Source organism: Streptomyces sp. NPDC031340 (assembly GCF_055569945.1).
In genome coordinates this window covers 1-22,514 of sequence record NZ_JBVIIE010000017.1, presented here as the reverse complement: position 1 = coordinate 22,514, position 22,514 = coordinate 1, and the positions used below count along the sequence as shown (strand labels likewise).

The following is a 22,514-nucleotide window of genomic DNA, read 5'->3' as shown; positions in this document are numbered from 1 at the left end:
AGACATGGCGCGTCCGACCGTGTGAAAGGAAGGCCGATGCGACAGAGCGCAGGCAAGAACGTGACGGCAGGCGGCCTCGACCGGTCTGCCCGGTCCCTGCGCCACCTGGTCGCGGGGGAGTGGCGAACCGGCGAAGGCGGCGAACTGCTCGACGTCAACCCCGCGCGCCCCCGCGAGACCGTGGCCGTCGGACAGCTCGCCCAGGCCCGCGACCTCGACCGGGCCGTCGCCGCCGCACGCGATGCCTTCCCCCGCTGGGCGGCGACGCCCCACCACGTGCGCGGCCGGATCCTGGACCGGGCCGCCGGCATCCTCGACGCGCACGCCGACGAATGGGGCCAGGAACTGTCATGGGAGGAGGGCAAGACCCGGGCCGAGGGAATCGGCGAGGTGCGGCGCGCCGCGGAGATCTTCCGCTTCTACGCGAGCGAGGCGTCGCGTCCGGTCGGTGAGGTGTTCGCCTCACCGCGGCCCGGCGAGCAGATCCACGTGATCCACCGCCCGGTGGGCGTCGTCGCCGTCGTCACCCCCTTCAACTTTCCCATCGCGATCCCGGCCTGGAAGATCGCCCCGGCCCTCAGCTACGGCAACACGGTGGTCTGGAAGCCCGCCAGCTTCGTCCCGCTGCTGGCCGTACGGCTGGCAGAGGCCCTCGTCGAGGCGGGACTGCCCGAAGGAGTGCTGTCGCTGCTCATCGGCGGCGGCGCTCTCGGCGGCCGGCTGGTCGAGCATCCGGGGGTGGACGCGGTGACGTTCACCGGGTCGACGTCCGTCGGCCGGAGCCTGATCGCGGCGTGCGGCCGGCTGGCCCGTCCCGTCCAGACCGAGATGGGCGGCAAGAACGCGGCCGTCGTCCTCGCCGACGCCGATCTGGAACTGGCCGCGGGAGAGGTACTCGCCGGCGCCTTCCGCTCCACGGGCCAGAAGTGCACCGCCACCTCCCGGCTCATCGTGGCGGAGCCGGTCGCCGACGAGTTCCTGGCCCTGCTGACCGAGCGGGCCTCGGCCCTGCGCGTCGGTGACCCGCTGGAAGAGGACACGGAGATGGGGCCGGTGGTCTCGCTCCAGGCCCGTGACGAGATCCACCGCTCGGTGAGCGCGGGAACGGAACGCCCTGGAGTGGAGCTCCTCACCGGCGGACGCCCCTACGACGACGACCGCATGACGGGCGCCTTCCTGCAGCCCACCGTCGTCGAACTCGCCGGAGACGACCCGCTGTGGCGGGAGGAGCTGTTCGGCCCCGTCCTGTCCGTTCGCCGGGCCCGCGACGTCCAGGAGGCGTTCTCCCTGGCCAACGACAGCGAGTTCGGGCTCTCCGCGGCCGTCTTCACCGACGACCTGCGGGCCGTGGCCGCCGCCACGGACCAGGTGGATGTCGGCATCCTCCACATCAACTCCGAGACCGCCGGGGCCGATCCGCACGTTCCCTTCGGCGGTGCCAAGCACAGCGGGTACGGCCCCAAGGAGCAAGGCCGCGCGTCCCGCGAGTTCTTCACCCGGACCAAGACGGTGTACGTACGCCCGTCGCACGGGCAGGACCGGTGAGCTCCATGACCACGCCGACCACATCGGCCCCATCAGCCATGTCACCGTCGTCCCGTCCGCTGCCCGCATCGCACGGCGCCACCCCCGAGGACGTCCGTCGCGTGGGCGTCGTCGGAGCCGGACTCATGGGCAGCGGCATCGCGGAAGTCTGCGCGCGCGCCGGACTCGACGTCCTGGTCCGGGAGACGGGACCCGAATCCGCGCATGCGGGACGCCGGAGAATCGTCGCCTCCCTCGACCGAGGCCTGCGCAGCAACAAGCTCACCGAAGCCGGCCGCGACGCCGCGCTCGGCCGCATCCGCTTCACCACCGACCTCGCGGACATGGCCGACCGCGATCTCGTGATCGAGGCGGTCGCGGAGGACGAGCGGATCAAGACCGAGGTGTTCACCGCACTCGACAAGGTCGTCAGCCGCCCCAGCGCGATCCTCGCCTCCAACACCTCCTCCATCCCCATCATGAAGCTCGGGATGGCCACCGGCCGGCCGGACCAGGTCATCGGCATCCACTTCTTCAACCCGGTACCGGTCCTCGGCCTCGTGGAGCTGGTGCCGTCCCTGCTGACGAGCAGCCGGACCCGCGTCCGCACCGAGGACTTCGTCACCGGGGTGCTCGGCAAGCAGGTCATCGGCTCCCAGGACCGGGCCGGGTTCGTCGTCAACGCCCTCCTGGTGCCGTACCTGCTGTCCGCCATCCGCATGCTCGAATCCGGCTTCGCCTCCGCCGCCGACATCGACGACGGCATGGTCCTCGGCTGCGCCCACCCCATGGGCCCCCTGCGCCTGGCCGACCTCATCGGCCTCGACACGCTGAAGGCCATCGCCGACTCCATGTACGAGGAGTTCAAGGAACCCCTGCACTCCCCGCCGCCCCTCCTGCTGCGCATGGTCGACGCGGGACTGCTCGGCAAGAAGACCGGCCGCGGCTTCCACGACTACTCCCGTCGAGAGCCCTGACACCTGTGCGAGACATGCGAGAACGGAAGGAGCGAGCATGAGCCTGAGGATCGTGGTCACCGTCAAGTACGTGCCCGACGCGACCGGCGAGCGGCGGTTCGCCGAGGACACCACCACCGACCGGGAGTCGGTGGACGGGCTGCTGTCGGAACTGGACGAATACGCCGTGGAGCAGGCGCTGCAGATCGCCGAGGCACACGGCGACGCTGAAGTGACCGTGCTCACGGTGGGTCCCGAGGACGCGACGGACGCGCTGCGCAAGGCGCTGTCGATGGGCGCGGACAAGGCCGTGCACGTCGACGACGAGGACATCCACGGCACGGACGCGGTCGGCACCTCGCTGATCCTGGCCAAGGCGATCGAGCGCACCGGCTTCGACCTGGTGGTCTCCGGCATGGCCTCGACCGACGGCACGATGGGCGTGGTCCCGGCGCTGCTCGCCGAGCGGCTGGGCGTGCCGCAACTCACCCTGCTGTCCGAGGTCACCGTCGAGGGGGACGCCGTGAGGGGCCGCCGGGACGGTGACGCGGCGACCGAGGAACTGGAGGCCGCCCTGCCGGCGGTCGTGTCGGTGACCGACCGGTCGGGTGAGGCGCGGTATCCGTCGTTCAAGGGAATCATGGCGGCGAAGAAGAAGCCGGTGCAGTCCTGGGACCTGGACGACCTGGACATCGAGCCGCGCCAGGTCGGCCTGGGCGGTTCCTGGACCAGGGTCGAGGCCGTCGCCGCCCGCCCGCCACGCACCGCGGGCGTGATCGTGAAGGACGACGGCGACGGCGGCAAGCAGATCGCCGAGTTCCTGGCGGCGCGGAAGTTCGTCTGAGCCACCGGAACCATCACTTCCTGCCGGTACTTCCTGGAGACAATGACGATGAGTGAGATCCTGGTCCTGGCCGAACACACGGGCGGCGCTGTTCACAAGCCGGCCTTGGAACTGCTGACCCTGGCCCGCAGCCTGGGCGAACCCTCCGCGGTGCTGCTCGGGGCCGGCGACGCCACCGCGGACATCGCGGTGGTACTGGGCGAGTACGGCGCGGCGAAGGTCTACGCCGTCGACGCACCGGAGTTCGCCGAGTACTCGGTGGCGCCGAAGATCGACGCCCTGGAGCAGATCGGCCGACTGGCGAACCCCGCTGCGGTGCTGGTGACCTCCTCCGCGGAGGGCAAGGAGATCGCCGCGCGTCTGGCGCTGCGCCTGGAGTCGGGCGTCATCACCGACGCGGTGGATGTCAGGGCGGGCGAGACCGGGCCGATCGCGACCCAGTCGGTGTTCGCGGCCTCCTACACGGTGGACTCCACCGTCACCCGCGGCACCCCGGTCATCGCCGTGAAGCCGAACGCCACCAGCCCGGAGGCGGCCCCGGCCGCCGGCACCGTGGAGACGGTGCACGTCACCTTCTCCGACCCCGCGAAGGCCGCCAGGGTGGTCGCCCGTACCCCGCGCCGGTCGTCGGGGCGTCCGGAACTGACCGAGGCGGCGATCGTGGTGTCCGGCGGCCGCGGCGTGGGCAGCGGGCAGAACTTCTCGATGATCGAGGAGCTGGCCGATTGTCTGGGAGCGGCAGTGGGCGCGTCGCGGGCGGCGGTGGACGCCGGCTGGTACCCGCACGCGAACCAGGTCGGGCAGACCGGCAAGTCCGTCTCCCCCCAGCTGTACATGGCCAACGGCATCTCCGGCGCCATCCAGCACCGGGCCGGTATGCAGACCTCGAAGACCATCGTCGCCGTGAACAAGGACCCCGAAGCCCCGATCCTCGACCTGGCCGACTTCGGCGTCGTCGGCGACCTCTTCGAGGTCGTCCCCCAGCTCACCGCCGAGATCAGGGCCCGCAAAGGCTGAATCACGCCGAGGCCGGCCCGGCTCACACCGGCAGGACCCTGCCGGCCCGTGACGAACACCGCCCCGCACGCCCCCGCCGGCACACCCCCATGCCCGGGCCGAGGGCAGTGCCGCGTCCTCGCAGTCCCGCTCAACGGCTCGGCCAAGCGGCCTAGTTGAGGTAGTCGGCCACCAGGGAGGCGAATTCGTCCGGGGTGGCCAGCCGGATACCGAGATCCTCGGCCTTGGCTCGCTTGGATCCCGCGCCGTCTCCGGCGACGACCAGGGCGGTCTTCTTGGAGACGCTGGAGGAGGAGCGGCCACCGGCCTGTTCGATGAGCTCGTTCATCTGGTTGCGGCTGAGCTTCTCCAGGGGGCCGGTCATCGCGCCGGTGACGACCACGGTCATCCCGGCCAGCGGCCCGCCCGCACGCTCGGTCTCCTCGGCTCGGTCGCCGGTGCCGCTGTCGTCCGGGGCGGGCGGGGTGGCGCCGGGTTCGGTCATGTTCACCCCGGCGGCCGCGAGTTTCTCGATGAGCGGGGCGAGTTCGGCGAGTTCGGCGACGATCGAGGGGGCCTTCTCGGTGCCGATGCCCTCGACCCGCTGCATCGACTCCGCGTCCGCGGCGCGGATGTCGTCCATGGTGGCGAAGTGCCGGGCGATACGGCGGGACATGGAGCGGCCGGTGCCCCGGACCCCGAGCGCGCACAGCACCCGCGACAGCGGCCGGCTCTTGGCCGCGGCGATGGCGGCGAGAAGGTTGTCGGTGCTGGTGGCGCCCATCCGCTCCAGGCCCAGGAGCTGCTCGCGGGTGAGGGCGAACAGGTCGGCGAGGTCGGCGACCAGGCCGGCGTCGACGAGCTGGACGATCCGGGTGTGGCCGAGGCCTTCGATGTCGAGCTGGTCGCGGCCGGCGGCGTAGGACAGGGCGGCCACCAGGTGGCAGTTGCGGCCGTTCTCGCAGCGCCAGCGCTGCTCGCCGGTGTCTATGCCGGCCCCGCAGCGCGGGCACGCCTCCGGGAAGACGATGGGCTGTTCGTCGCCGGTGCGCAGGTGCGCGACCGGGGCCTCGATGCGGGGGATGACGTCGCCGGCCCGGTGGACCATGACCTGGTCGCCCAGACGCAGGTCGCGGCGGGTGATGTCGGCCGGGTTGTGGAGGGTGGCGTAGGTGATGGTGGCACCGTCGATCTCGACCGGCTCCAGGACGGCGCGCGGGGCGATGATGCCGGTGCGTCCGACGTTCCACTCCACCGCGAGCAGGCGGGTGATCTTCTCGACGGCCGGCAGCTTGTACGCGATCGCCCAGCGCGGAGCGCGTGAACCCGATCCCGCCGACTGCTGGTCGGCCGCCGAATCGGCCTTGACGACGATCCCGTCGATGCCGAACGGCAACTCGGCCCGCAGGGCGGCGATCTCCTGCACCCGGGCCAGCACCTGCGCGACGGTGCCGGCGGTGATGCCGGGCACGGCGGTGCCGGCGGTGGTGTTGATCCCGAAGGCGGCGGCCCGCACCATCAGTTCGCTGTGCGCGAGTTCACCCAGTCGCGAGGCGAGCACCGTCTCCGTGTCGGGCAGAGGCAGCAGGCCGTAGCCGAAGAACGTCATCGGCACGGTGTAGGCACGCTCCTTGGCACGCAGGGTACCCGCCGCGGCGCCGCGCGGATTCGCGAACGGCTGCCCGCCGTGCGCGGTGCGCACCTCGTTGGCGTGCTCGAACTGAGCCGTCGTCATGAGGACTTCACCGCGGACTTCCACGGTGACCGGCTCGGCGAGGGTCTCGGGCAGGCCCTCGATGGTGCCGATCGCGTGTGAGACGTCCTCCCCGGCCGTCCCGTCCCCGCGGGTGATCAGTTGTCTCAGGCGGCCACCGGTGTAGCGGGCGGCGACCGCGAGCCCGTCCAGCTTCGGCTCGACGCTGAACCGCTCGACCTCGTGGCCGATTCGGCGGGCCAGGGACGCGGTCCAGGCGGTGAACTCCTCCGGCGAGAACACGTTGTCCAGACTCAGCATCGCCACCGTGTGCGGCACGTCGCCCTCCACCGCGCCGCCGGCGACCTTCCCCGTCGGAGAGCCGGGCAGCACCTGATCAGGATGCTCCGCCTCCCACTCGGCAATGCCTCGCACCAGCCGGTCGTAGGCGTCGTCGTCCAAGGCGGACGTCCCGCCCGCGTAGTAGGCGGCCGACGCCTTCACCGCGTCCTCGACCGCCTGCGCGTAGGCGGCGGCATCCCTGATCACAGCAGCAGGTGTTGTCATGCCTGTCATCCTGCCTGCCACCACTGACAACGCCCGGCGCAGCCGAAAGAGGAACCACCGCGATGCCATGCGCCGTCGGCGGACCGGCCTTCCCCTTCACGGACTAAACGGACCGGCCGCCCGCCCGGCCCGGGTCCCGCCCTTTCCCGGCCGCCGCCCGGCACATGTGGGAAGCTTGCGCCGAGACCGATTCCTCGGGAGCGATCGGCCGGTCGGGTACCCCGGCATCCGATTGTCAGTGGTCGCCCCTAACGTTCTCCCCATCGTCGCACTGGCGCCGGGATCACCCCGGTGAAATGTGCTTTCTTCGTGATGTCGTGGTCCGAAGGTGGGGGCTCGTGGGTTGGCTGTCGGCGGGTGACGGGTATGAGGTCGCCCTGGTGGATGGACGGGTGGCGGCGCGCGCCACGAAGGGGAGAGCGGCCGGACGGCAGCTCAAGTCCCTGCCGCGCGCGCTGAAGGACCACCCGGAGGTGGACCGGCTGCGGCGGTTCGCCGAATGGCTGGACCGGCACGCCGCGTCGTGCGTGGCGCAGGTCGACGCCTGGATGGTGTCGTCCCTGCCGGTGCCCACGGGCCTGCTGGCCCGGGTGTGGCCGGACGAGGCGTGGCAGTCGGCGCTGCGCGACCTGGTGGTGATCGGCGACGACCCGGACGAGGTCGGATTCCTGCGCGGGGCCACCGAATCCGGTGAACTGAAGGTGGTCGACCTGGACGGGGAGACGGTCCGGCTGTCCCCGGCCACGGTCACCCTGCCGCATCCCGTCGCCCTGCCCGACCTCGACGACATCCGGGAGTTCGCGGCCGAACTGGGCATCGTCCAGCGCGTCGAACAGATCCACCGAGCCGTCTGGCGCCGGCCCGCCGACCTCGACCCGAAGGCCACCCAGGTACGGGACTTCTCCGGCGGCTCCTACCGCTCCCGGTTCGCCCTGGCCGCCCGCGCCACGTCGCTCGGCTACCGCGTATCCGGCGGCTACGCCACCACCCGGGTCCGGGACGCGGGCTCCACGGTCGAGGCGTCGGTGTGGATCGGAGAGCCCTACTGGGAGGACGCGGTGTCCACCGGCACCCTGACCTGGCGCGACGCGGACGGCCGTGCGCTGCCGCTGCCCGAGGTGGGCCCGGTGGCCTGGTCGGAGGGGATGCGGATGGCCGCGGCGCTGTACGCCGGCCGTGTGATCGAGGAAGGCAAGAGCGCATGAGCGAGGGAACGCAGGTGGCGTACGAGGAGGCACTCGCGGCGGGCGCGGTGCTCCCGCCGGACACGCGGGGCGCCGGAGAGCGGGCCGTTCCGCTGACCGCGCGGACGTACCGCCACCCCGGGCTCGACGACCGGGTCGTGGTGCGGCTGGTGGCAGGTGAACTGGGCGCCGCGGAAGACCTCGCGGCCGAGTACCTAGGCCTGGAACGGGACGCGGAACCGGTCGTCGTGGGGCTGGGGCTGCGCCAGTCGCTGGGCTTCCCCGAGTGGGTGCTGGTGCACCACCCGGAGGACGGACACCACGCCCTCGCCGTCGTGGCGGACCTCGAGCGCGCGGCCCGCCAGGCCAGGTCGCGCCCCAAGGCGGCCCTGGACGCCTGCCTGGAACTGGGCGGGCAACTCGCGGCCTCCGTGCCGCACTTCCTGCCGGTCTTCTACGAACAGGTCGGACGCGTATTCCTCGCCGAGGAGAACAGCACCTACGCGGCGCAGATGTTCACGCGGGCCCGCAAGGCTGAGGCACAGCACGGACTGCCCGTCGACGAGGAGCGACTGGACGCCGTGTTCCTGGAGTTCGCGCTGGCCGGCGCTCTCCCGGTGAAGGTGCTCACCGCCCACGCCAAGGAACTCGCCGCCCGCCTCCCGGCCGACGAGGCGCTGCGGCGTTTCACCCGCCTGTGCCTGCGCCGGACCGCGGGCGGCATGCCGCCCTCCGCCCAGATGGCCAAGAGCCTGCGCAAGCTGGCCGTCGCCGCCGGCCGGGACGCCGACCAGGTCGAACGGGACTATCTGTCCGAACTGCTGAACCTCGAGGCCACGCTGTGGGCCACTGCCGGCTGGTGGCGGGAACACCGTACGGCCCTGACGGCTCTCGCCAGCCGCGAACCGCGGGTCCGCGGCACCCTGTTGAACCTGCTGCCCGTCAGGCGTGACAGCGAACTGCCCGAGCTCTGGCTGCGGTTGCTGGACGATGCCGGCGCCACAGCCGGCCTGTGGGACACCTCGCTGCCCGAGGAACAGCGGCCCGACGACGGCACCGCGGGCTGGCTGGAACGCTTCCTGACCTTCAACCAGCAGACGTCGTCCTGGAGGAGCTCCGGCCGCCTGCCCGCCCTCTACGCCCTGGTGGAACGGATCGCCGACCCGCTGCGCGCCCAACTCACTTCTGCTGCGGAGGAGTTGCCAGCCGGCGATGACATCGACCTGATCGACCTGCTGCTGTCCCTGGACATCCCCGTCGCCGCCCCGGGCGAGAGGGCGGGCCTGCCGCTGGTGCAGTGGTCCCGGGAGGACGGGCAGCGCGACCTGCTCGCGCTGGCCGCCGACTCCCGGTTCCACGCGGCGTTCCACCGCGGCGCCGACCGCCTCGGAAACAACGACGACGGGGCCCGTACGCTGCGCATGCTCGCCGCGTCGCCCGGCGGCCGCCCGCTGCTCGCCGAGTGGGTGCGCTCGGTCGCCCGGAGCTTCACCGCCGTCGGCCTGCCCCAGCTGCCCGAAGCGTTCAACCGGCTCAAGTGGCTCCCGGCCGAGGCGCTGGCGCTGGCCGAGGAGGACGTGCGCGCCGCCGTCGCCACCGACCTGGCACCCGTCGTCGTACGCACCCTGCGAGCCGGACTCTTCGACGAACTCGGCTGGCCCGCCTGGGAGGACGCGACCGCCGCCCTCGTGCCCAAGGCGAACGTCGAGGACATCCTCGTCGCGGACGCCTGGCCCCACCTCGTCGTCGCCGGCTCCGCACAGGCCCGCGTCATCGGCCCCGACGGCACCCTCCTCACCCACGACCTGCGCATCCCGGCGAACGACGCCTGGGGCGACCCGGGCTTCCACCACGTCGACGGCGAACTCCTGGTCCACTGGCGCACCCGAGGAAACGGCCTGCGCGGCTACTGGCACACCCGTGCCGACCACGTCCACGACCTCAAGGGACCCGAGCGGACCCGCAGCACCGAGATGGACTGGTACCGCGGCGCCCTGCCGCACGCCCTGACCCTGCCCGGCGGCGGCCGGACCACCGGCGGCGGCGTCCTGCACGCCGGTGACACCACCGTGCCCGAGGACCGGCCGCTCCTCTTCGACGGCTCCTCGCACTGGGTGTGGCACACCGGCTCCGACGAACCGCAGACGCGCGGCTGGTACGAGTACGACCCGGCCACGGGCGGCCTCGGACGCATGAGCCGGCCCGCCTTCCTCGCCGACGCGCTGCGCGACGCCCCCGAGGGCAGCACCTTCCGCACCGGCCGGCTCCTGCCCGCACCGACGACCGAGCCCGCCCCCGCCTGCGCGCCCGTCGGCGGCCTCGTCGGCCTGCGCGTCGTGGAACTGCCCGGCGGCGCCCTGCGCGCCGAGGACCTCGCCGGACACCGCATCACCCTGCCCGCCGGCACCGGCGAGCCCTCCGCCCTGGTCGTCTTCCCCGGCGACGACCGGGCCCGCGCCGTCGTCCGCAACAACTGGCAGCTCGAGATCGTCGACCCCGACGGCATCGTCACCTCCGTCGCCAAGACCGACCGCACCCCCGGCGTCTTCGGCGAAGGCACGCTGCTGCTGCCGCCGGTCCAGTACTGGGAGAGCCTCACCCCCCGCGACCCGGTCGCCTCCAAGGCGCTGCGCAACATCGACCGGGACACGGCCGCCGCCCTGCTGACGGCCGCCGCCCAGGACGACACCGAGGCCCTGCCGGAGGCCGTCCGCACCCTGCTGCCCGTCAGCCACCCGGCGCTCGTCGCGGGCATCGCCGGCGTGCTGCGGCACGCCGCCGGCCAGCAGGCCGCCCTCGACGCCGTGGCCCGGCGGCTCACCCGCGCCCTCGAAGACGGCCCCGACGCGGACGGCCCGGCCGGCCCCCCGGACACCGCCCTCCGCGACGCCATGAACGGGCTCGGGGTGCACCCCACCTACCGGTGGCACCACCCCGACGGCAAGGACACCGCCTTCCGCGCCCTGCGCACCCTCACCCGGGCCGCGGGCCTCACCGGCGACGCCGTACCCGAGGAGCGGACCACGACCCTCCACCTGGACGGCGTCGAAATCGACGTGGCCGACCCGCACCTGCTCACCCTCCTCGCCCGCGGCGCCGCGCTCGCCTACCGCACGGCGTCCCCCGTCACCGACGAGGAACACCGCGACGTACTGCGCGCACTGCTGACCGCGTTCGACACCCTCGGCCTGACCGCGCCCGACGCCTCCGCACACTGGCGCCAGGTGACCGTCCGCCTGCCCAGCGCACTGCTGCGCACCCCCTCCGGCCAGTGGCGCGACGGCGCCTGGAACGGCCTGCTGCCACTGGGCGACGGCGCGTTCCTCGCCCTGCTGGGAGACCGCCGACTGGAGGACGCCGACAGCACCTTCCACGGCTTCTTCCACGACCCCACGGGACGCTTCGAGGCACCTGAGCCCTACACCCTCGTCTCCTGCCTCCCGCCGGGCGACGACGCCACCCCCGGCCGCCTGCGCGGGCTCCTCGCGGAACTGGCCGCCCGCGGACCCGCACCCTGGTTCCCCGAGGCCGCCGCCGAATTCGCCCGGCTCACCGGCGTCACGGACACGACGGCCCGGCTGATCGTGGCCGGCCTGCCCGGCGTCGACGCCTACCAGCGGACGTTCCTGACCGCCGAGGCACGGGCCGTCACCGGCGTCAAGGTCGCCCCGGCCGCCGTGGCCAAGGACGAACTCAGCGGCCTCGACGCAGGCATACGGGCCGCGGTGGTCGGGGCGCTGCTGCCCGCCGACCCCGCCCGGCTGTGGACCGACGGCCCCGACGTGCGGGCTGCCGCCGACGTCTGGATCAAGGCGGTCGGACGGCGCACCGCCCTGCCCGAGGACATCCTCGGCGACGCCGTCCGCTCCCTCAGGCACAGCCGGTGGGACGTGCGGCAGGCCCTGCCGGCCCTGCTGGACCCGGCCGGAGACCCCCGCCTCAGCCGCGACCTCGAGTGGGAGGTCAACGGCGACCGGGTACGGCCCGTCGGCAACGACGCGGCCGGATTCACCGAGCAGATCCTCGTCGGCTCCGTGGACACCCTCGCCTGGCTCGCCCACCGGCTGCCCGCGGGCGACCCGCTGCGCGCCGCGCTGCCGCCGGCGCTCACCGCGGTCCGCGCCCGGGTGGCCCACCCCGGCCTGGTCCTCGACCTCAACCGCTACATCAGCCTCACCGACTTCCGGAAGACCGCCGGCAGCCCCACCGAGACCGGGGAGAAGTTCGTCCGCTACGGCGCGGTGATCCTGCCTACGCACGACGACCAGCCCGCCCCCGGACTGCGCGTCGCGCTGCTCGACGAGGCCGGCCAGGACCCGTACCTGCCCGCGATCCGGGTCGACGGCGGGCGGCCCTACGCGGCCGAGGTGGCGCTGAGGCTGGTGCGCGACCAGCGTTTCGCGGCGCTCCTCGCCGACCCGGGCGAGCCGCTCGCGGGGGAGCGCGGCAAGGACGGCACCTGGTGGCCGCAGGACCCCTCCCGCTCGGTGCCGGACCTGGTGACCGAGGCGGCCGGGGAGTACGGCATCGGCGAGGACGCCGCCGCCCTCTACCTGATGCTGCTCGCCCTGCCCGACCCGACCGACCGGATGACGGCGCGCTGGACGGGCTGGAAGCCGGCCCGTCTGAAGGCGGCGCGCACCGAACTCGGCGGCACCGACCTGGTGATCGGCGCGGACCGGGCCCGCGCGGGCCGCTCGCTGTTCCTGCCCGGCGCCTGGGCCGAGCAGTCGGCCCCGCGCCTGCCCTTGGAACGGTGGAAGCTGCCGCTGTACGACGTGGTGCACGGCGAGCACACCCCCTTCGGCGCCCTCGTGCCGACCGAACCGGCCGCGGACCTGTTCCGCCGGGCCTGGCAGCGGGTCCGGGAAGGCGACGCGCCCCGCTTCGAGGAACTGAAGGTACGGCGCGGCCGCGGACGCCGCCGCTGAACCACCCGGTGAGCGGGGTGCCGGGCACCCCGCTCGCGCCCCCGCTCACCGGTCCCGGCCGCGCGCAGGCCTGCCGCACCGCACGGTCCCGCCGCGCGCCGCACGGTAATCGGCCCCGCCGAGCGCGTGGCGGTGACCGGCCCCGCCGATCGCCTGCGGGGACCGGTCCCGCCAAGCGCCTGACGGGACTCGACCCCGCCGGGCGCCGCGCGGGACCCCGACTCCGCCGGGTGCCGCCCGGCGACACCTTTCCCACGCCCACCTAGGACACCCATGACGCACACCGACACGGCGGCGACCCTCCCGGCCCGGCAGACACTGCCCGCCGAGGAACGCCACGCCACCGAACTCGCTTTCCTCGCCGCCCACGACGAGGGTCCCCGCCCGCCCGGCTGGCGGCTCACCCCCCGCTCCGTGGTCACGTTCGTCTGCGGCAGCGCGGGCGAACCGCTCACCCTGCCCAAGCCCCACGCCACCCTGCCCGACAAGCTGGTCATCGCCCCCAAGTTCATCGGGGAGCGCGCCCTGGTCGAACGGTGCGTCGTCACCCTCGCCGGCGAGCGCGGACTGCTTCTCGTCGGCGAACCCGGCACCGCCAAGTCGATGCTCTCCGAACTGCTGGCGGCCGCCGTCAGCGGTACCAGCGCGCTGACCGTGCAGGGCACCGCCGGCACCACCGAGGACGCCCTGCGCTACGGCTGGAACTACGCCCTCCTCCTCGCCCAGGGCCCGACCCCGCAGGCCCTGGTCGACTCGCCGGTGCTGGCGGCGATGCGCGCGGGCCGGGTGGCGCGTGTCGAGGAGATCACCCGCTGCCTGCCTGAGGTCCAGGACGCCCTGGTGTCGATCCTGTCCGACCGCCGGATGAGCGTGCCCGAGCTGTCCGGCACGGACGACGCCCAGGTCGCCGCGGCCCCCGGGTTCACCGTCATCGCCACCGCCAACCTGCGCGACCGGGGCGTGTCGGAGATGTCCGCCGCGCTCAAGCGCCGCTTCAACTTCGAGACCGTGCACCCCATCGGGGACGTGGAGGCCGAGACCGCGCTCGTCCGGCGGCAGGCCACCGCCGCCGTGGAACGCGCCGGCGCGGCCTTCACCGTCGACGACGCGGTCCTCGACGTCCTGGTCACCGCCTTCCGCGACCTGCGGGCCGGCCGGTCCGCGGAGGGCTGGGACGTGGAGCGGCCCGGCACGGTGATGTCCACCGCCGAAGCCGTGCAGGTCGCCGTCTCGCTCGGGGTGGCCACCGCCTACCTGCCCGGCGGCGACGCCCTCGACCTCGTACCCGGCCACCTCCTCGGCGTGGTCCGCAAGGACGACCCGGCCGATCACGCGCGGCTGCTGGGCTACTGGGACGGCCCGGTGCGCCGCCGCGCCGAGGACGGTTCCGCGCTCTGGCGCCGCCTGTGGGACCTGCGGGAGAACCTGCGGTGACGGCTTCCCTGGACCCGAGGGCGGCCGTCGCCGCCCTCGCCGATCACACCGAGCCGTACCTGCTCGGCGTCCGCCACCACAGTCCGGCGCTGGCCGCCGTGGTGCCCGCCCTGCTGGACGCCTGCCGCGCCGAGGTCGTGTGCGTGGAACTGCCCGCGGAGTTCCAGCCGTGGCTTGCGCACCTGGCCGCCCCGGGGACCGTCGCGCCCGTCGCGCTGGCCGCGACCGGCGTGGACGGACGGCTCGGGTTCTACCCGTTCGCCGACTTCTCACCCGAACTCGCCGCCGTGCGCTGGGCCCGGGAGCGCGGCGCCGACGTCGTCTGCTGCGACCTGCCGATGTCCGACCCGCGCCGGCACACCGAGGAGGCACTGCCCGCGGGCGACACCCGCACCGCGGTGCCCCTGGCAGGGCCCGGCCCGACCGCCTTCGCGGACGCCCTCGCCGCCGCCGGCACCGGCCGTGACGGCGACGACCTGTGGGACCGCTGCGTGGAGGTCCTCGCCCCCGGCTGCACGCCGGAGGCGATCCGCCGGGCCGCGCTCGGAGTCGGCTGGGCGCTGCGCCGCGACGCGGAGTCGGCGGGCGGCGTCCCCGCGATCGACCTCGCCCGGGAGGCCCGGATGCGCGAGACCATCGCCCGCGCGGGGGAGGGCGGACGCCGGGTCGCGGCCGTCGTGGGCGCCTTCCACGCCCCGGCGCTGACCGCCCCGGACATCCCCGGGCCGACGGCCCCGGACTCCGCCGTGCCGACGGCCGCGGGTGTCTCCGCGCCGATCGCCATGGACGCTGCCGGGCCGGCGGCAACGGGCGTACCCGCGCCGGCGGCCGTGGACACCACCGGCCCGGCTGCCACGACGGCCCCCGCGACGACCGCTCCGAAGGCCCCGGCGCCGGACACCCCTGGCCGGGGCACCGTCGGCCCGCCGACCGGGGGCGCCGCCGGCCGGCGGACCGCCGTCGGCGAAGGGCCGGCCGTCGTCACCTCGCTCGTCGCGTACGCCTTCGATCTGCTGGACTCCCGCTCCGGATACCCGGCCGGAATCCGCGACCCGCGCTGGCAGCAGGCGGTCTTCACCGCCGCCGGCGACCCCGGGCAACTGCGCCGGGCCGCGGCGCGCGCCATCACCGACGTGTGCCGGGAACTGCGCGCGGCCGGGCACACCGCGGGCACCGGCGAGGCCGCGGAGACCCTGCGGGTCGCCTGCGATCTGGCCGCGCTGCGCGGCCTCGCCGCCCCGGGACGCAGCGAGGTCCTGGAAGCACTCACCGCCGTCATGGGCCAGGGGGAGCCCCTCGGCCGCGGCCGGGCCCTCGCCCGGGCTCTGGAGACCGTCCTGGTCGGCACCCACCGCGGCCGGACCGCGCCGGGCACCCCCCGCTCCGGCCTCGGCCCCTCCGTGGAGGCCGAACTCGCCGCCCTCCGGCTGCCCCACCCCGACGACCCCGCCCCCCGCGAGATACGTCTAGACCCGCTGCGCTCCGCCCTCGACGGCCGCCGCGAGATCCTGCTCCAGCGCCTCGCCGTGTGCGCGGCGGGGTACGGCGAGCCCGTGCGCGTGACGGGCACCGGCGACGGCACCGCCCTCACCACCCGCTGGCGGCTGTCCTGGTCCCCGTCCGTCCCGGTGCGGCTGGACCTGGCCGGCATCCGGGGCGTGACCGCGGCCCTGGCCGCCGAAGGCACCCTGCGCGAGACGTTCCGCAAGGAGTCGGCGGACGGCGGACCCACCTGCGGTCTGGTCCTCGCCGGCCTGGAGGCGGCCGCCCGGTGCGACCTGCCCGCCCTGCTCGCCGAACGCCTGACGGACGCCGCCGAGGTGCTTCCCGCCACGGCCACCCTCCCCGAACTGCTCACCGCGCTCGACCTGATGGAGGCACTGCGGCGCGAGCACCTCCCCGGCACCACCCCACAGGCCCGCCGGACCGCCGCCGACCTGGCAACGGAGCTGCTGGAGGCGGCGGTACGGGCCCTGCCCGGCCTCGCGGGCAGTGACGATCCGCAGGACGCGGCCGCCCTCGTCGCACTGTCCGCGCGGGTCGGCGAACACCGCCTGGGGCTGCGCATGGACGACGCGCTGCGGACCCTCGCCCGCGACGGTTCCCCCCTCATGCAGGGCGCCGCCCTGGCCTCCCGGGTCCTGCTCGACCTCGACCCCGCCGCCGGCCTCGGCGCACGCGCCGCCGGGTGGACCGACACGGCCACCACCCCCGAGGGACGCCGCGCGTTGGCCCGTCGCCTCGCCGGGCTGCTGAGCGGCGCCGCACCGCTGCTCCAGTCGGCGCCGGCCGCTCTCGACCCGCTGCTCGAACGCGTCGACACGCTGTCCGACCAGCAATTCCTGGACCGGCTGCCGGCCCTGCGCGGCGGCTTCGACACCCTCACGCCCGCCGGCCGCGACCGGCTGCTGCACACGGTGACCGAACGCCTCGGCCACCGCGTCGACCTGTCGCTGAACGCCCCGCCCCACCTGCTCGCCCTGTGGACGGCCGCGGACACCGCGGGCCGCGCCGCGCTCACCGCACTGGGCCTGCCGCTCAGCACGCAGGAGACGGCCGCCCCGGCCACCGCCCCCGCCCCCGAAAACGCCGCGACCGCCCCCGCCCCGGAGCACCCCGAACCCGGGCCCGGCCCCGCGCCGCAGGCCGCCACCCACGACCTTGTGCCCGCCCGCGACCTTGTGCCCGCCCGCGACCTCGCGCCCGCCGACCGCTGGCGTCTACTGCTCGGCCGGGAGACCGACAAGCTGCCGCGGGACGCCCGCCGTTACGCCCACGCCCTGGACGAGCTGTACGGCGCCGGCCGCGGCGAAGGCTCCGCGGACCTCGGCCAAGGCGACGGCCAGGGCCGGGGCGGCGGCCAGGAGGCGTCCTTCCCCACGGCCAGGGAGTGGGCCGAGGAACTGGAGGCACTCTTCGGCACGGAGGTCCGCGAGGAGGTGCTGGCCCGCGCCGCCGACCAGGGCCGCAACGACGTACTCGCGGAGCTGGACCCGGACGCGGTCCGCCCCTCGATCGACCTGCTGACCTCCGTGCTGTCCCTCGCCGGCGGACTGCCCGAACACCAACTCGCCCGGCTGCGCCCGCTGGTGCGCCGTCTGGTGGAGGAACTGGCCAGGGAACTGGCCACCCGGATGCGGCCCGCGCTGACCGGGCTGGCCACCCCGCGCCCCACCCGCCGCCCCGGCGGCCGCCTCGACCTGCCGCGCACCCTGCGCGCCAACCTGGCCCACACCCGCCGTACCTCCGACGGCCGCACGCTGGTCGTCCCGCAACGGCCCGTGTTCAGCACCCGCTCCCGCACGGAGGCGGACTGGCGCCTGATCCTGGTGGTCGACGTGTCCGCGTCGATGGAGGCGTCCGTCGTCTGGTCGGCGCTGACCGCGGCCGTCCTCGGCGGTGTACCCACCCTGTCGACGCACTTCCTGGCGTTCTCCACCGAGGTGATCGACTTCACCGACCGGGTCGACGACCCGCTGTCGCTGCTGCTGGAGGTCCGGGTGGGCGGCGGCACCCACATCGCCGCCGGACTGGCGCACGCCCGGACGCTCGTGACCGTCCCCAGCCGGACCCTGGTGGTCGTGGTGAGCGACTTCGAGGAGGGCGCCGCGCTGGGCGGACTCCTGGGCGAGGTACGGGCCCTGGCCGGCTCCGGGGTGCATCTGCTGGGCTGCGCCGCCCTGGACGACACCGGCGCGCCCCGCTACTCGGTGCCCGTCGCCCGGCAGCTCGTCGCGGCGGGGATGCCCGTGGCCGCCCTCAGCCCCCAAGCCCTCGCCCGCTGGGTGGGCGACCGTCTGCGCGGAGAGAATCGATGAATCCCGAACTGCCCCCGGCGGCGCCCGACGTGGTGGCGGCCGCCGTCGAGGTCCTGACCGCCCGGCTGCGCAAGAGGCTGGACGCCGCCGTGGAGACGTACACCACCGCGCCGGTCGTCGACGACGGCACCGCGCGCAGGGTCCGCTGCGGTGAGGACGCCGAGGTCGTTCTCGTGCCCGGCCCCTCGGGTGCGGTGACGGAAGCGGCGCAGGCGACGTGCACCTGCCTGCTGGCGCCGCGCTGTCTGCACCGTGCGGCCGTACTCGGCGCGTGCCCGGTGGCGGACACGACGGCCCCGCCCGAACCGGCCGAAGCGGCGGCGGACACCGCGCCCGGACCCGTCGACCCGGTGGCGGACACCGCATCCGAACCCGCCGGCCCCGCGGCGGCCCCGGCGTCCGTGAGCGCGGCGTCCGCGCGCACGGCGTCCGCGCGCACGGCTCCCACCGCCGCTCAGGTGGCCGCCGCACGCGGGCTGTGGTCGGCGGCCGCGGCCGTCCTCACGGGCGGGGTGCCGGCGACGGGCGCGGTGCCGCAGGCGGAACTGCTGCGCGCCGCGCACACCGCGCGGCTCGCCGGCCTGCACCGTGCCGAGGCGGCGGCCCTGCGGGTGGTGCGCCAGGTGCGCGGCGCCCGGGCCCGCCACGACGGCCACCGCCTGGCGGACCTGGTCGCGGGCCTGCGCGAGGTGCTCCTCATCACGCACCGGCTGGCGGCACAGGACCCCGACCCCGCCCTGATCGGCACCGCCCGCCGCGGTTACCGGCCGGGCGGCGGCCTTCGCGTCCACGGCGTGTGCCGCGAACCGGTCGTCACCGCCACCGGCTACGGCGGGGTCGTCACCCACCTGGTCGGGGAAGACGGGCAGTGGTTCTCCGTCGCCGACGTCAAGCCCGGCGGAGCCGCCCGCGCCCGGGGCGCCGGCACCGCCACTGTCGCCCTCGGCTCGCACACCCTCGACCACGCAGGGCTCGCCCGCGGCGGTCTGCTGGTCTCCGGTGCGACGCTCTCCCCGGACGGCCGCCTGGGAACCGGCAAGGGAGTACGAGCCACTCCGCTGACGGGGCGGCCCTGGGCCGACGGCCCGCTGGCCGCCCTGTTCGCCCGCCCCCTGCACGAGGCGGTCGCCGAGCGCCTGAGCGCACCGGCCGACGCCGACCCGGAGCAGGAGGGCACGACGATCCGTGCGCTGATCGGCTGCGACCTGGTCGTGACCGGCGCCGCGGGCGACCGGATCTTCGCGCGGGAACTGCGCCCCGACGGCGCGGACGGCCTGCTCGTCCGGCTCACCCCGGCCAACAGCCACCCCGGCCTGGCCCACACGGCGAACTTCCGCCGTCTCGCGTCCCGCCCCGGCCTCTGCGTGCGTGTCATCGGCCGGCTGGATCCCGACCGCGCCGCCACCCTCCGCCCGCTCGCCGTCGCACCCGTGCCCGGCACCGAGGCGACGCTCAGGCTGCCCACGGACTGGAGCGGCCACGCGGACCTCGGCTACGACCGTCTGGAGGCGACCCACTTCCCACCCCCCGAAACCCTCGTCCAGCTTCCCGGATCCACCGGCGTCCCCCCGGACCCTCTGGCCGAAGCCCCCCTGTGGCGGCTGCGCCGACTGGTGGAGACAGCCGTCTCGGGAGGCCGCAGGACCGTCGCCGAACCGCCGGGCGACGGTGTCACCGCGCGACTGCGCCGCGGCGGCTTCGCGACGGCCGCGGATCTCGCCGCGCACCTGACCGGCGAGGCCGCCCGCCGCACCCGCGACGCCTTCGGCCGCCTGGAGGACACCGACCCGGACGCGTACGCCCGCGCATGGCTGGCGGCGGCCGTCTACCTGACCGGCACGGAACGTGCGCTGGTCCAGGCCACCTGGCACCACCCGCCCGCCGCCTGACCGAGCCCGCCCCTCCCCGGACGAGCGCTCCGCGAGCCGACCGGCCAGCGCCCTGCACCGCCGCAATCCCGACACGATTCGACACACCTGCGCACCCGGCACCCCTCCACCAACCGGGGGCCGCGACCACGCAGATGGGAGGCCGGGACGGCACGCGGAGCCGCGTCGTACGCACGGGCGGCCACAGCAGCGGACGCCAGGCGGGCAGCGGCCCGTCCCACGACGACCGGGACGGACCGCTCCCGCGCCCGCCGTCCACCAACGGCTCGGTCTCCGGGAGCCGTCCGGGAGGGGCCATCGCCCGACGGCACCGCGAGGGCCCCGAGGGTGACCGCCGACGGGAGCGCGCCCCGTGGGACGGCGTGCGGAGAACTCACGGCACCAGCGGCCGTTGCCTCAGGCGGCCGGGCGGGCGCTCAGCGCGTGGGCCGCGCGCCAGCAACGCATGGCCGCGTCCTCGGGCGACTCGCCGTGCGGATCGAGGATCCAGTCCTCGAGGAGCGCTCCGATGCCGGCGAGGATGAACCGTGTCATGTCCTCCAGGACGGCGGCCGGCAGTCGGGAACCGTACTCTTCACCCACCCTTCGTCGGGTGCCCGGCCGGAAGTACTCGGTGAGTGTCTGTCCGACCTGCCGCGCGACCGGGCTCTGAATGACGTGCCGGTAGAACTGCCGGTGGGACCAGAGGTGCCGTGTGAGCGCGGCGAGCACCGCGGGCGGCTTGTCGCCGGGCCACGCCGCATCGGCGTCGTGAGGGACCTCCCGGCGCAGCAGATCCTCCGTGGCGGCCAGGAGAACGGCAGCCGCGTCCGGGTAGTGCAGGTAGATCGTCTGGCGGGTCAGCCCCGACTCCTGGGCCAACGCGGCCACGGTCAGTTTGTCGCCCCGCGCGACGAGGCCGATGGCCGCACTCAGCAGCGCCCGCTGGGACCGGACGGCGCGTCGGTCTTCCGACGTGCTGCTCGACCTCGGCTCCTGTGGGTGCTCCATGAGCCGCATCCTGACACTCTGATTGACAGGTGTCAATCACCGGCCCTACGGTTGACACCTGTCAAATAGGAACGGAAGTGATCGGGATGCGCACCATGCGCGCTCAGCGGCTCGACACCACCACGGGCGCCTTCAGCGTCGAGGACGTTCCGGTACCCGCCCCAGGCCCGGGCGAGGTCCTCGTCAAGGTGGCCTACTGCGGAATCTGCCACTCGGACCTGAGCCTCCTCGACGGCACGTTCAGCGCCGAGGCGGTCGGCGGCCCCCAGGTGATCACCCAGGGGCACGAGGCCTCCGGCTTCGTCGCGGAGCTCGGTCCCGGCGTCCGGGGCTGGTCGGTCGGTGACCCGGTGATCCCCGCTGCCGGCCGCCCGTGCCTGGAGTGCCGTAATTGCGCTCGTGGCGACTTCGCCCACTGCCTCCAGGTCCGCATCATGGCCTTCGCGTACGACGGTGCGTGGGCGGAGTACACCGTGGCGATGGCGGCCGGACTCACGCGCGTGCCCGACAACGTCCCGATGGAGCAGGCCGCGATCCTCGCCGACGCCGTCTCCACCCCCTTCGGCGCGGTCGTCCACACCGGTGAGGTGCGCGTCGGGGAATCCGTCGGCGTGTGGGGCGCGGGCGGCGTCGGGACGCACATCGTGCAGATCGCACGACTGGTGGGCGCCACTCCCATCATCGTCATGGACGTCAACGACGAGGTGCTGCAGCGTTCGCTGGACCTCGGCGCGGACCACGCGTTCCGTTCGGACGACCCCGACTTGCAGGCCAAGATCGCCGCGGTCACGGACGGCCGGATGCTCGACGTCACCTTCGACGCGGTGGGGATCAAGCCGACGTTCGAAGCCGCGCTCGCCCTGACGCGCAGCGGGGGCCGTCTCGTGGGCGTGGGCATGAGCGGTCAGGAGCCCACCGTCGGTTCGACGACGTTCTTCAACCTGACCAAGAAGCAAGTGCGCGGTCACCTCGGCTACGAGACCACCGACATCGAAACGCTCGCCAAGCTGGTCTCGAGTGGCCGGCTCGACCTCAGCCGCTCGATCAGCGAGATCATCCCCCTCGAGGACATCGCTGAGGGAATCCGCAAGCTCAAGTCCCACGAGGGCAACCCGATCCGCATCCTCGTCAAGCCCTGAGGCAGGGCTGCTCGGAGTGGGCTTCCGCGCGGTCGGGAGCCCGTTCGGCCCGCTGCTCCCGCACGGGCCGCAGTCACCTCGACGGGAGGGGGCGCCGGGACGGCTGCGAGTTCGCGGGCTTCGGCGTTCGGGCCCCGTGAGCGCATGCCGACCTCGCCGACGTCACCTCCTGTGCGTGCTGGCCCTGGTCAGGGAACGGGCCGGTGACCGGTCCGGCACCGAGACCCTGTGCCGGCAGGCCGCCGAGGCCGGACACCGCCCGGCACTGCGCGCCCTGGCCAAGCTCCGGGAGCAGGCCGACGACCTGACGGAGGCACAGAAGCTAGTCCAGCAGGCGGTGGACGCCGGCGACTCCGTTGCCGCCTCCGGGCGGCAGCACGGCAGCAACCGTCAGCCGGTCCCGGTTCACCGGCAGCGGAGAGCACATACCGCCGGCCGCTCCGTCCGCAGCCCGCGTTGATGCTCCTATTGCTCGTCAAGCGCTCTGAGGCAGGAGGCGCAAGGTACTTTCGTTGCATGTCACTGACTCCCGACGACGAAGTCCGCAGC

At 74.4% G+C, this 22,514-nt stretch carries 13 protein-coding genes; 11 read left to right on the top strand and 2 right to left on the bottom strand.

The window, feature by feature from the left end; genetic code table 11:
* Positions 1–36: 36 nt before the first annotated feature.
* Genes ACZ5GT_RS15425 through ACZ5GT_RS15410 form a run of 4 tightly spaced genes read left to right on the top strand, consistent with a single transcriptional unit; the run spans position 37 to position 4,341 of the window.
* Complete coding sequence (locus ACZ5GT_RS15425) at positions 37–1,545, top strand: aldehyde dehydrogenase family protein (RefSeq protein ID WP_469022130.1); 1,509 nt, start codon at positions 37–39, stop codon at positions 1,543–1,545.
* A 38-nt stretch (positions 1,546–1,583) separates the two neighbouring features.
* Positions 1,584–2,501 (top strand): 3-hydroxybutyryl-CoA dehydrogenase, encoded by a 918-nt coding sequence (locus ACZ5GT_RS15420; protein WP_469022646.1) that lies wholly within the window; start codon positions 1,584–1,586, stop codon positions 2,499–2,501.
* Between the two features lie 37 nt (positions 2,502–2,538).
* A complete protein-coding gene (locus tag ACZ5GT_RS15415; protein WP_469022127.1) occupies positions 2,539–3,324 on the top strand; it encodes an electron transfer flavoprotein subunit beta/FixA family protein in 786 nt (261 codons plus the stop codon).
* A 48-nt stretch (positions 3,325–3,372) separates the two neighbouring features.
* Positions 3,373–4,341, top strand: a complete 969-nt coding sequence (locus ACZ5GT_RS15410; RefSeq protein WP_469022122.1) for an electron transfer flavoprotein subunit alpha/FixB family protein — start codon at positions 3,373–3,375, stop codon at positions 4,339–4,341.
* Between the two features lie 151 nt (positions 4,342–4,492).
* Here ACZ5GT_RS15410 and ligA read toward each other — a convergent pair whose 3' ends face one another.
* Positions 4,493–6,580, bottom strand: coding sequence for an NAD-dependent DNA ligase LigA (ligA, locus tag ACZ5GT_RS15405; RefSeq protein WP_469022119.1), 2,088 nt, complete (start codon positions 6,578–6,580; stop codon positions 4,493–4,495).
* A gap of 338 nt (positions 6,581–6,918) precedes the next feature.
* On the opposite strand from ligA, the gene ACZ5GT_RS15400 reads away from it, so the two are divergent.
* The 5 genes from ACZ5GT_RS15400 to ACZ5GT_RS15380 all read left to right on the top strand — a co-directional run bounded on the left by ACZ5GT_RS15400 (position 6,919) and on the right by ACZ5GT_RS15380 (position 19,836).
* Positions 6,919–7,785, top strand: coding sequence for a DUF4132 domain-containing protein (locus tag ACZ5GT_RS15400; protein ID WP_469022112.1), 867 nt, complete (start codon positions 6,919–6,921; stop codon positions 7,783–7,785).
* The gene (locus tag ACZ5GT_RS15395; RefSeq protein ID WP_469022106.1) at positions 7,782–12,695 is read left to right on the top strand and encodes a DNA-binding protein; all 4,914 of its coding nucleotides are present in this window, start codon (positions 7,782–7,784) and stop codon (positions 12,693–12,695) included. The genes ACZ5GT_RS15400 and ACZ5GT_RS15395 overlap by 4 nt, the downstream gene beginning before the upstream one ends.
* A 273-nt stretch (positions 12,696–12,968) precedes the next feature.
* Positions 12,969–14,129: an ATP-binding protein gene (locus tag ACZ5GT_RS15390; RefSeq protein WP_469022103.1), complete on the top strand. Its 1,161-nt coding sequence runs from the start codon at positions 12,969–12,971 to the stop codon at positions 14,127–14,129.
* Entirely contained in the window at positions 14,126–17,947 is a 3,822-nt protein-coding gene (locus ACZ5GT_RS15385) for a DUF5682 family protein (RefSeq protein WP_469022100.1), read from the top strand. Before ACZ5GT_RS15390 ends, ACZ5GT_RS15385 begins: the two co-directional genes overlap by 4 nt.
* A complete protein-coding gene (locus tag ACZ5GT_RS15380) occupies positions 17,944–19,836 on the top strand; it encodes a hypothetical protein (protein WP_469022095.1) in 1,893 nt (630 codons plus the stop codon). Before ACZ5GT_RS15385 ends, ACZ5GT_RS15380 begins: the two co-directional genes overlap by 4 nt.
* Before the next feature lie 396 nt (positions 19,837–20,232).
* Here ACZ5GT_RS15380 and ACZ5GT_RS15375 read toward each other — a convergent pair whose 3' ends face one another.
* The gene (locus ACZ5GT_RS15375; protein ID WP_469022092.1) at positions 20,233–20,826 is read right to left on the bottom strand and encodes a TetR/AcrR family transcriptional regulator; all 594 of its coding nucleotides are present in this window, start codon (positions 20,824–20,826) and stop codon (positions 20,233–20,235) included.
* A gap of 86 nt (positions 20,827–20,912) precedes the next feature.
* Between ACZ5GT_RS15375 and ACZ5GT_RS15370 the strand changes: the two genes are divergently transcribed.
* Together ACZ5GT_RS15370 and ACZ5GT_RS15365 are read left to right on the top strand one after the other, a co-directional pair.
* A complete protein-coding gene (locus ACZ5GT_RS15370; protein WP_469022089.1) occupies positions 20,913–21,965 on the top strand; it encodes a zinc-binding dehydrogenase in 1,053 nt (350 codons plus the stop codon).
* Between the two features lie 175 nt (positions 21,966–22,140).
* Positions 22,141–22,425, top strand: coding sequence for a hypothetical protein (locus tag ACZ5GT_RS15365; RefSeq protein WP_469022086.1), 285 nt, complete (start codon positions 22,141–22,143; stop codon positions 22,423–22,425).
* The last annotated feature ends 89 nt before the right edge of the window (positions 22,426–22,514 follow it).